Origin of the sequence: Bacillus cereus group sp. N6 (assembly GCF_016483705.1) — a bacterium.
Lineage (GTDB): Bacteria > Bacillota > Bacilli > Bacillales > Bacillaceae_G > Bacillus_A > Bacillus_A wiedmannii.
The window spans coordinates 1-511 of the sequence record NZ_JAEHBI010000206.1 but is presented as its reverse complement, the minus strand read 5'-3'; the positions used below and the strand labels follow the sequence as shown (position 1 = coordinate 511).

The window sequence follows — 511 nt, the reverse complement described above, 5'->3', positions numbered from 1 at the left end:
TGGGTTTGTATGCAGACTTCCCATCTCTTGTCTAAGGAGATTTTTCACACACCTTTATGGGCGCACTGCTGATCCATTCACAAGAAAACAGATATATGGTGGCTTTGGCACTGGATTAGTTGGTGTTGCTGTGAAATGCGAATAAGCCACAGGATAACCTGTAGCTTCAAGGATTTTTATTACTTCACCTAATGTCATTGCCCGACCGCCCTTTCGATACGTTTTGGCAATTCATCAATTACATACTCTTCAACAGGACGAATATGAACTTGAGCCGGAACACGTCCACCACCAGCCTTTGCATGGCCATTTTCCAAAAGATGCGTTAGTTGCCCTTTTATATTGTGGACGACAACGCCATTACCTTCTTTTTTCTTACGCCACCCTTTACGATAAGCCCCTTTTTTTTCAGGACCACTTTGTCTTAATTTACTTACAGCAACATCAGCTACTTCTTCTTGTGCTGTTAACAATTCTTCTTCCACAACATTTGCATATCTTTGCAATTCTC

General features: G+C 41.7%; 1 protein-coding gene. It reads right to left on the bottom strand.

Features of this window, described 5'->3' with window-relative positions; translation table 11 throughout:
* Positions 1–194: 194 nt before the first annotated feature.
* A partial coding sequence (locus JDS99_RS30960; protein ID WP_199696497.1) for an HK97 gp10 family phage protein occupies positions 195–511 on the bottom strand: 317 nt, incomplete at its 5' end.